The sequence below is a fragment of the Lactobacillus sp. UMNPBX6 genome (assembly GCF_002553975.1).
Taxonomy (GTDB): domain Bacteria; phylum Bacillota; class Bacilli; order Lactobacillales; family Lactobacillaceae; genus Lactobacillus; species Lactobacillus gallinarum.
The window spans coordinates 1-8,661 of the sequence record NZ_PCZD01000068.1 but is presented as its reverse complement, the minus strand read 5'-3'; the positions used below and the strand labels follow the sequence as shown (position 1 = coordinate 8,661).

The 8,661-nt window shown below is 35.7% G+C and carries 10 protein-coding genes; 2 read left to right on the top strand and 8 right to left on the bottom strand.

Going from position 1 to position 8,661, the window contains the following annotated elements; all coding sequences use genetic code 11:
• Positions 1-74: 74 nt before the first annotated feature.
• From CP357_RS08950 to CP357_RS08915, 8 genes are all read right to left on the bottom strand, one after another.
• Positions 75-1,238, bottom strand: coding sequence for a hydroxymethylglutaryl-CoA synthase (locus CP357_RS08950; RefSeq protein ID WP_025005473.1), 1,164 nt, complete (start codon positions 1,236-1,238; stop codon positions 75-77).
• Positions 1,238-2,449, bottom strand: a complete 1,212-nt coding sequence (locus tag CP357_RS08945) for a hydroxymethylglutaryl-CoA reductase, degradative (protein ID WP_098037112.1) — start codon at positions 2,447-2,449, stop codon at positions 1,238-1,240. The genes CP357_RS08950 and CP357_RS08945 overlap by 1 nt, the downstream gene beginning before the upstream one ends.
• Positions 2,449-3,609, bottom strand: coding sequence for a thiolase family protein (locus CP357_RS08940; RefSeq protein ID WP_025005471.1), 1,161 nt, complete (start codon positions 3,607-3,609; stop codon positions 2,449-2,451). The genes CP357_RS08945 and CP357_RS08940 overlap by 1 nt, the downstream gene beginning before the upstream one ends.
• Before the next feature lie 107 nt (positions 3,610-3,716).
• On the bottom strand, positions 3,717-4,616 hold the full coding sequence (gene galU / locus CP357_RS08935) for a UTP--glucose-1-phosphate uridylyltransferase GalU (RefSeq protein WP_025005470.1): 900 nt from the start codon (positions 4,614-4,616) through the stop codon (positions 3,717-3,719).
• A gap of 62 nt (positions 4,617-4,678) precedes the next feature.
• Positions 4,679-5,602, bottom strand: coding sequence for a YihY/virulence factor BrkB family protein (locus tag CP357_RS08930; RefSeq protein WP_087175943.1), 924 nt, complete (start codon positions 5,600-5,602; stop codon positions 4,679-4,681).
• Positions 5,603-5,610: 8 nt separating this feature from the next.
• A complete protein-coding gene (gene map / locus CP357_RS08925; RefSeq protein ID WP_003633294.1) occupies positions 5,611-6,438 on the bottom strand; it encodes a type I methionyl aminopeptidase in 828 nt (275 codons plus the stop codon).
• Between the two features lie 81 nt (positions 6,439-6,519).
• Positions 6,520-7,038, bottom strand: a complete 519-nt coding sequence (locus CP357_RS08920; RefSeq protein WP_233187247.1) for a hypothetical protein — start codon at positions 7,036-7,038, stop codon at positions 6,520-6,522.
• A gap of 25 nt (positions 7,039-7,063) precedes the next feature.
• Positions 7,064-7,420, bottom strand: a complete 357-nt coding sequence (locus CP357_RS08915) for a hypothetical protein (protein ID WP_098037111.1) — start codon at positions 7,418-7,420, stop codon at positions 7,064-7,066.
• A gap of 204 nt (positions 7,421-7,624) precedes the next feature.
• Between CP357_RS08915 and CP357_RS08910 the strand changes: the two genes are divergently transcribed.
• Together CP357_RS08910 and CP357_RS08905 are read left to right on the top strand one after the other, a co-directional pair.
• Positions 7,625-8,071 carry a flavodoxin gene (locus CP357_RS08910; protein WP_087175941.1) on the top strand — a complete coding sequence of 149 codons (447 nt, stop codon included), beginning with the start codon at positions 7,625-7,627 and terminating at the stop codon, positions 8,069-8,071.
• The gene (locus CP357_RS08905) at positions 8,064-8,603 is read left to right on the top strand and encodes a GtrA family protein (RefSeq protein ID WP_098037110.1); all 540 of its coding nucleotides are present in this window, start codon (positions 8,064-8,066) and stop codon (positions 8,601-8,603) included. The genes CP357_RS08910 and CP357_RS08905 overlap by 8 nt, the downstream gene beginning before the upstream one ends.
• The last annotated feature ends 58 nt before the right edge of the window (positions 8,604-8,661 follow it).

Here is an 8,661-nt window from a genome sequence, read left to right as displayed (position 1 = left end):
AAATTTAGACATAGTAAAAGACCTAAAAGTGTCTCACTTTTAGGTCTCACTTCATGATCATAGCCTTTTCCATTTTACTTAACTTTATATTGACGAATATTGCCTTTAGTACCTGCAAAATACCAAGTGCCTTTTTCATCATCACTAGTTAATTCTTCATTGTCTTCCGGATCTTCAAGCGCAGTATTAAACACATCTTCGTATTCAGGAATACTTAACTTTTGACGTCTTTCAAGCATCTTTTCATCGCTGGCTGCATTAATTTCTTTTTCATAGCCAGCTACAAGATTGCCACTGTAAAATTCACCCATGGCACCTGAGCCATATGAGAATAAACCAACTAATGAGCCAGCTGATAAATTACCGTTTTCAAGCAAACTCAACAAGCTCATATAAAGAGAGGCAGTATAAATATTACCAACTCGACGTGATAATTGTTTAGAAGCAGCAAATGAATTTTGCAATTTTTCAGTAGTGGCTTCATCTTGATCAGCAACAGCAATTCGATTAGCCTTTAACCCCATCTTAGTGAATGGCAAGTGATAAATAATAGCATCAAAATCTTTTGTTTCCAAATTCTTTTGCTTTTTATAATCCGCAAAAGTTTTGCTAAAGAAATCTAAATAGACTTGTGTTGAATATTTACCATCAACCATTGCTAATTTAGAGTTATTTGGACGCCAAAAGTCATTAATGTCCTCGCTGTATGCACTGTGACCATCATTTAAAGCTAAAATAGCTGGATCAGCCTTAATCAGCATACTTACACTACCAGCACCTTGGGTTACTTCACCCGCAGTACCAATACCGTAACGTGCAATATCACTACCAATAACCATTGCAGTTTGGTCGGGATGAACTCTAACGAAATCACGTGCAATCATTAAGGCAGCGGTTAAGCCAAAACATGCCTCTTTTACTTCAAAAGTCCGCACTTCTGGTTTTAATTTAAGTGCTGTCTTAACAAAAAGTGAAGCTGATTTAGATTGATCGATCCCGCTTTCGGTACCAAAGACCAATAAACCAATCTTATCCTTATCAATCCGGTCAATGTACTTCATCGTTGCATTAATTCCCATTGAAACAGCATCTTGGGTTTGATCTGCAACGCTCATTTCACTTTGACCAATACCGATCAAAAACTTATTTGGATCTTCATTTCTTGCATGGGCTAAATCAACCATGTCTACATATTTGTTAGGAGTAAAAAGTCCAATCTTATCAATACCTACTTGCATTATTTTCCCTCTCTTATTTGCTTTAAAACAAGTTGTGCATAACTTTCAGAATAATCTTTTTGCTCAATTATTTGTGTTAATACCTGCTTCTTTTCATCATCACTGGCATCAAGTTCAGCGACGATATTGCGTGCTTGCAGCTTCATATGTCCTGCTTGAATTCCTACAGTAGAAATCGCCAATAGTGCTGCCAGATTATTAGCTAACCCAACACTGACAATAATTTCGGCTAACTTAGCACTGGTAATCTTCTTACCTAAAATAGCAAAACTCTGCTGTACATCTTTGCGAGCCTTAATAGAACCACCAACTACTCCAATAGCCATTGGCAAAGTTAATTCGCCAACTAGCTTGCCATCTTGCATAGTCCATTTAGACAAACTGCGATAATGTCCATCTTGGTTAGCTAAAACTGCAGTCGCACTTTCAATTGCGCGGTAATCATTTCCTGTAGCAATTAACACCGCATCAACGCCATTCATGATTCCTTTATTATTGGTTACTGCTCGATATGGATCTTCATAACCAATTTTGCTGAGCAAAGCAACACGTTCAGCTACTTTCCGGCCACCCATTGTTTTAGGATCAAGAGTAACTATAACCGTAGTCAACTGACTAGGATAATTTGATAAAATGGCAAATAATTTTTCTTCAACACCTGGGAATTGTTTTAATTTAGCTGCTAAAAATTCCAAGATAGAATTTGTCTTATTTGCTCCCATTGCTTCAGCGGGATCAACTAAAACTTTAAGATAGACTAAATCACCTTTTTGTTCAGCCTCAATTGATCTAGTTCCACCACCGTGACGAATTAAACTAGCAAATTCTGTATTAGCTAAATCGATCAAATCAGGAAATTGTTTTTTTAAGTTTACCAAAGAAAAGTCAGAATTTATCTTTAAAACGATTTGACCATAGATTCCTGTTCGCTTGCTAGTTGCCTTGACTCCACCATTTCGTGCAAAAATATGAGCACCATGATTAGCAGCTGCCACAACTGAAGGTTCTTCTACAGCCATAGGGACCATATACGATTGCTCATTTAGTAAAAGATTTTGCACTACTCCCAAAGGCAACCGTAATTGGCCCACAACATTTTCGCTTAATTTGTCTAAGCGGTTAAGAACCTGATCATCAATATCTTCTAAATTTATTCCTTCAGATTGTAAAATTTCTCGCCTTTGCTCAGGCTTTAATTGATAAAACTTCATTAGACATTCTCGATTTCATATGCGATTGCTTGACCACCGCCAATGCACAAAGTTACCAATGCACGCTGGCCTTGCTCCTTCTTTAAGCCACTAATTGCAGAACAAATTAATCTGGTTCCAGTTGCACCTAATGGATGTCCCAACGCAATGGCACCACCCATGATATTTAATTTATCATCAGGGATTTGCAAATCACGAGCTACTGCTACGCTTTGCGAAGCAAAGGCTTCGTTTAGTTCTACAATATCATAATCATTAATTGAACGTCCTGTTTTTTCAAGCAGCTTCTTCACGGCAAAATATGGTGTATATCCCATATAAGCAGGATCAAATCCAGCTTCCGCAAAAGCTCCTAGCTTAGCAATCGGCTTTAAGTTTAATTCCTTAACCTTGTCTTCTGTGGCTAATACCAACATACTTGCACCATCTGTTAATGGAGACGAATTACCGGCGGTTACGTCACCATCCTCTTTAAAGACCGGTTTTAATTGACTTAAGGCTTCCATAGAAGTATCTGGACGAATTGGTTCATCATGATCTAAAGTTTCACCATCAATTTCAATTGGCAAAATTTCGTTATCAAAAAAGCCAGATTTCGTTGCTTCTGCCGCTTTTTTATGAGAACGAAGACTAAATTCATCCATCTCTTCACGGGTAACATGATATCTTTGTGCAACGTTTTCGGCGGTAATCCCCATATGTTGTCCAGAAAAAGCATCCATCAAGCCATCATTTATCATAGTATTTACTAAATGATCTGCAGGATTTTCTTTATTTTCTTTTTTAACCAAATATGGTGCACGGGTCATGCTTTCGCTACCACCAACTGCAACTAGATCTAAATCGCCCATTTCCATTTGACCTTGAGCTAAACGGACAGCCTTAAGGCTAGAGCCACAAACATCATTAATCGTTGCCGCGGTGGATTCTTCTTTCATCCCTGAATTAAGAGCAACCTGACGAGCCATATTTTCACCCAAGCCTGTACTCAAAACATTGCCCATAAAAAGTTCTTGGACCTTATCAGGATTAATATTTCCATCTTTTAACGCGCCCTTTAATGCCATTACGCCAAGATCAATTGCCGAAGCATCTTTAAAAAATCCACGATACTTGCCAAAAGGTGTTCTCTTGGCTGCTACAATATAAATATTTTTCATCACTTTTTCTCCATTTGTATTATTAACACTATGATCATAACAAAAAATATTAAAAAAAACATAAAAAGACTACGCTCTCGCGTAGTCTGTAAACAATTATCTGCTTTTTATTTATTATTCTTATCTTCAGCTTCAAATTGCTTAGATAGCTTCTTAATATATGCACGCAATTGATCCTTAATTTCAGGATGCTTTAGTCCATATTCAATAGAAGTTTCAAGATAGCCTTCTTTATTACCAACATCATGACGTTCACCTTTAAATACATGAGCAAACACGCGTTGTGTCTTATTCATCGTATCAATGGCATCTGTTAATTGGATTTCTCCGCCACGCCCTGGTTTTTGATGAGCCAAAATATCAAAAATTTCTGGTGTAAGCAAGTAACGTCCAATAATTGCATAATCACTTGGTGCCTTATCAATATCTGGCTTTTCTACAAAAGACTTAACGTTGATTAAACCAGGCATGATTTCATTTTCAGGTTCAATTACCCCATATTTAGAAACTTCTTCATGAGGCACTGGCATTACAGCAATAGTAGAAGCATGAGTCTTGTCATAACGATTAATCAATTGCTTAGTTAAAGGAATTTTGTCATCCATCAAATCATCCCCAAGCATTACTACAAATGGCTCATCTCCAACAAAGCTGCGAGCACGATAAATTGCATCCCCTAAGCCTGCTGGATGTGGTTGTCTAGTATAGTACAAATTGACACCTAAGTTGGTAATACCTTGGGTCAACTTAAGCAACTCGCTTTTACCCTTTTCTTCCAAGTCTTGTTCAAGTTCTGGATTAGAATCAAAATGATCTTCAATTGGTCGCTTATTTTTACCAATAACAATCAAAATATCTTCAATACCAGACTTCTTGGCTTCTTCTACGATAAATTGAATTGTTGGTTTATCAACAATTGGCAACATTTCTTTAGGTAAAGCCTTAGTTGCAGGTAAGAATCTAGTACCTAAACCGGCAGCTGGAATAACAGCTTTTCTTACTTTCATACAGACACTCTTTCTATTCTCTTAACTTTTAACAGTATCATAGCAAAATCGTGATTTTAGAGCTACTTTTGTTTTCGCCTTTTATCTTGAATATAACTTGCAATCCTACCAGCAGAATACTCAAGCTCTCCTACTCGATTACGAATAATCGTTGCATTAACAGCAACGCCAAATAAAAACAATAGTGAAGCAATGTTCAACCACAACATAAAGATAATAAACGTACCGACAATGCCGTAGTTTTTCCAAGTAATTGGAAAGTTATGCAAATAAAAACTAAATAAAAATGATAACGCCATCCATCCAAATGAAGTGACAAATATCCCCGGCCAAATTACACGTTTCTTTAGTTTAATATTTGGCAAAACATAATTTAAGTAAAATACCGCCAAAATTATAATCAAGAAAATCACAGGATAACGATAGCTAAATATTTTACCAATTTCATGAACTGGTACTTTAAAAATTGCATCCATTAAATCTAGCAATTCTTGGCCAAACGCCAATATTACACCAACTGCAGTAAAGATGATAATCATCAAAGTAGTAAATATGACTGTGATCAACCTTGTCCACAAAAAATTAAGCATTGAAAGTTTTAATTCAACTTGGTGAACACCATACAATCGGTTCTCACCTAATCTAATTGCATTAACTAAATTAGAAAAAGACCAAATCGCTAAAATAATACCAAATGAAATATAGCCAGTAGATGTCGTCTTCAATAAAGAATTGATGATCGGCATAATAAAACTAGATACTTGATCTGGAAAAATCAAATTTAAATATTTTGCAATAGGCGCTGTATCAATATGAAACAGAGGCAGGACATTTCCGATAATAATGATAATCGGAAAGATTGAAAACAAAATATAATATGCAATTACAATTGAACTATCAATAATCTCACCTTGCGACAAAATCGTTCGCAAAGTAAGAAAGAAATCACTTATTTTTGAATTAGATTTCTTTATCTCATTTTTCATTCAAGAACCTAATCATCCATCTCATCAAAGTGAGGGATGTATTTTTCTAAACCATCATATGGTTTTTGTAAAGTTAAGATCTTAGGACCATCTTTAGTAATAGCAAAAGTGTGTTCAAATTGAGCAGCATTTGAACCATCTGGAGTTGCGTAGTAAACCCAGTCATCGTTAGGGTCATCAACTGTTCTTTGGTCAATATGCCAATCGCCACCTGCTTCAACCATTGGTTCACAGGTAATAGTCATACCTTCACGAAGACGAATGCCGTGACCAGCCTTGCCCCAGTGTGGTACTTCTGGATCTTCGTGAATTGATGGTTGAATACCGTGACCAATTAATTCGCGGACATCGCCATAATGGTTTTCGTCTTCAACCCAATGTTGAATAGCGGCACCAATATCACCGATACGGTTACCTAAAACGGCTTGATCAATTCCTAAGTACATTGCCTTCTTAGTTACTTCGATTAATTTCTTATCAGCTTCTGAAATTTCACCAACTGGATAAGTAGTGCATGAATCTGACTCGTAACCATTTAAGTTGCAAGTTACATCAACCTTAACGATGTCGCCTTCCTTTAAGATACGGTCTTTTCTTGGAGTTTGGTGAGCAATTTCATCGTTAACTGAGATACAAGTACCATACTTGTAGCCTTCAAAGCCTTGTTCTGAAAGACGACCACCACGACTCTTAACAAAGTCTTGGCAGAATTCTTCAATTTCCCAGGTTGAAATTCCTGGCTTAATTACATCACGCAAGCCTTCAAACATTGTTGCAAGAAGATGGCCTGAAGCTTGCATACCTTTAAGTTCTCTAATTGATTTAATTGTAATCAAAACAAATTCTCCTTTGATAAAACTTTTTTAGTTTCAGATACCACTATTATACCGTTTTACTAAATACTTTTAAAAGGCTAATCATTTTCGTCTTTCAAAGTATTGAGTGTGACGTAAATTTCTTTGGCGATTATAATCTCTGCCATTTAAGTGGAAATGCTCGCCATATACTAAAGAAACAATCTTATATTGTCCCGACTTTGTCTTGCCGAAGATCACATAATCGCTCCATGTGTCTCTAGCAAAGCTATCCTCAAAGCCTTCATTAAATTGAACTTCTTTATCCTGACCATTGACGTTTAATTGCGTAATAATCAAATTCTCGTCTAACTTGGCATATTTGACAACTTCAATATTATTAACAACGGTATCATCAATCGTTCCCTGTGAGATCTTCAACTTAATTTCCTTAACCATGGCTTTGTAGAAATATTTATCTAAATATTTTCTAAGTAAATGCAGACTATGATGGCGGTTGACATATTTTTCGCGTAAAAGCTGACTATATAAATACTGAGCTTGAACATAAGTCTCTGTAAAACTATCATCTAATTCATTATTTTTATTTTCCACTAATTTAATTTTGGTTAACCGCAACATTTTCTCGAACTTACTAATTGTTAAATTAGGTTGAAAAAGTGTATAGGCGTTGTCGCTTTAAATGGTACGCATAATGAATCTTGCGCAGCCAATAGCGGAATCTAGAAAAAAGCATTTCTAAATATACTAATCCTCCCAGAACTAGGAAAATTAGTAATATTACTCCCCAACTATGTAAATCAAAGAAATCCGCATCACTATCTGAATCTGATGACGACCAACCACCGCCGCCGGATGAAGAACCACCACCTGTTGAAGTACTGCCTCCACCCGTTGATCCCATCGAAGCATAGGTTGGCTGATTATAACAACTTTGCCCAACTACGATTGTCGCACTTAAGGCTAAAAACAAAATAATAAAAATTCTGAAAATTTTATGCATAAATTACCCTCTACTAAAAAAACTCTGTTATCTCTGATTTACTTTACCGTTTGTTTAATTAAAAATACAGAAAAAATTTTAAATCCTTAAATATAAGGCAAAATAATGAATTTCAATTTTAAAAATTTGATAAAACCAAACGATTTTACGATAGTTTCATGTATAATAAAATGTCGTATAATGCAGTGAAAGGTATGAAAAATCATGAAAGCAAGAATTGTCTACGCCAGTATGACTGGCAATGATGAAGACATGGCAGATATATTAGAAGAAGATCTTCAAGACTATGGCTTTGACGTTGAAACCAGCGATGTTGGTTTTACGGATGCCAACGATTACTTAGAAAGTGATCTCTGCATTTTCATTACTTACACTTATGGTGAAGGTGCAATGACCGATGAAATTGCAGACTTTTATGAAGAATTAAAGGCTTTAGATTTAAGTGGTAAATATTTTGCTGTCATGGGTTCTGGAGATAAGACCTATGGTGAACACTTCTGTGAAAATGTTTTTGACTATGAAAAGGCATTTAAAGAATGTGGTGCTACTGAGATTACTAAACCAGTCACTATTGAAAATGCGCCTGACGATGAAGCAATTGATCTAATCGACCAAGCTGCAAAGGAAATGGCTGATAAGCTACATGACTAAAAATAAAAAAGAAGTTACTGCTGTCGATCAAGCTCAAATTCGACAATTAGGGCAAAAAATACTTAAAAGACACCGTAATCTTTGGGTATACATGATTTTTGGCTTTGTAGCTGCCTTAATTAACACTTTAGTCTTTATGGTGCTTCACTCTTGGTGGCACAGCATAATGGTGATTTCTAACACCATTGCTTTTATTGTGTCCAACCTGGCATCATTTTACTTTAACCAAAAAGCCGTTTTTATTAATAATGTCGATCATGATCACAGCACATGGCATAAATTAATAGTTTTCTTTACCTATCGTGTAATTAGTCTAATTCCAGATACTTTAATTATGCTGGTAGGATTATCTTGGCTTCATTTAAACGCCTTACTTGTTAAGATCATTGACCAAGTATTAGTTGGTGTATTCAATTATTTAACTACTAGATCAGTCTTTCAAAAGCAAGAACATACCATGATTGAACGAGCAAAGATGCGGATTCAAGAACAAAAAAATAAACGAGATAATAAAAAAAGTAGCAAAAACTAAATTCAATGTCATTAAGTTAAGACATTGACAATTAATATTAGACTTTTAAAGCACTGAT